This is a genomic window from Falsiroseomonas oryziterrae (genome assembly GCF_021864505.1).
Taxonomy (GTDB): Bacteria; Pseudomonadota; Alphaproteobacteria; order Acetobacterales; family Acetobacteraceae; genus Falsiroseomonas; species Falsiroseomonas oryziterrae.
In genome coordinates this window covers 1-1044 of sequence record NZ_JAKJIB010000617.1, presented here as the reverse complement: position 1 = coordinate 1044, position 1044 = coordinate 1, and the positions used below count along the sequence as shown (strand labels likewise).

Sequence of the window (1044 nt, the reverse complement as noted above, 5' to 3'; positions counted from 1 at the left end):
AGGCCGATGCCGCCGGCGATGCCCGCCAGGGCGCGACAGAGCAGGGCGAGCCGCGCCGGGGCATCCTCCTGCGGCGCCCGCGGTGCGCCGAGCGCGAAGGCAGGCGCACCATCTCCCATCGCCACCGCGGCCGCGTATCGCGCTCCCTCCGCGTCACGCCCGCTGCCGGGCGGCTCGCGCACCACGTCCAGCACGGCAGCGCTGCCCGGCCCATGGGCGATCGCCACCACCATCCCGGCGCCCGCGGTGCGCGTCACGGCGTCGAGCGCGCCGATCGCCGCGCCGACGACCACCTCGCGCCCGGCGCGCCCGCTGCAGGCCGGCGGCACGAGTTCGAGAACCGCCGCGCGTTCGTAGAGCAGCGCCGAGACGAGCACGTCGCGCGCAGTGTCGGGTTGCCCCAGCGTCAGCAGGACAACGGCGCCGTTGCCCGTCTCCCAGGACGGCGGCAGGTTCAGCAGCATGCCCGCGCGGCATGTGGGCACGCCCGGCACCGTGACCTCGAGGTGATGGTAGGTCGTCTGCTCCTCCGCCGCGGCCGGAGCTGCGGCGAGGCCGGCGGCGAGCGCCGCGGCAGCGAGACGGACCATGGCCATTAACGCGCTCCAGTCATGGCTGGCGCGCCGGAACCGCGCCCGGCACGGCTTTGCGGGCGTAGCTTTCGCGGTCGGATGGCGGGCCGGGCGTCGCCAGCGCGGCAACGAAGAAGCTCGCAGCCTGTGCCGCCGAAAGCTCCGCGGCCTCGGGCCAATACGCCGCGGCGATCAGCGCGCCCGGCCGGCCGGGCCAGGGCAGCCTCAGGACCTCGTAGGCCCCCGATGGCGGCCGGTCCCAGGCATAGCCCGCACCGGCATACCAGACGTGGCGCACCGGCGCGGTGCGGGCCAGCAGCGCCGCGAGGCCTTCGCAGGCCGCGCGCGGGTTGGCGGGATCTGCATCCCCATGCAGCAGCAGTACCGGCGCGCGCGGCCGCGCGTCGTCCGCCACCACCCGGTCCGCCACGCCGTCGCAGCCGGGGTAGAGCAGCGCCAGCGCCCCGATGCG

At 76.6% G+C, this 1044-nt stretch carries 2 protein-coding genes; both read right to left on the bottom strand.

All coding sequences use genetic code 11. From position 1 onward, the window contains the following. Positions 1 to 596 (bottom strand): hypothetical protein (locus L2I40_RS23655; protein WP_237217794.1); only part of this gene is annotated, 596 nt, incomplete at its 3' end. Positions 597 to 609: 13 nt separating this feature from the next. Next, positions 610 to 1044 (bottom strand): dienelactone hydrolase family protein (locus L2I40_RS23650; RefSeq protein ID WP_372491115.1); only part of this gene is annotated, 435 nt, incomplete at its 5' end.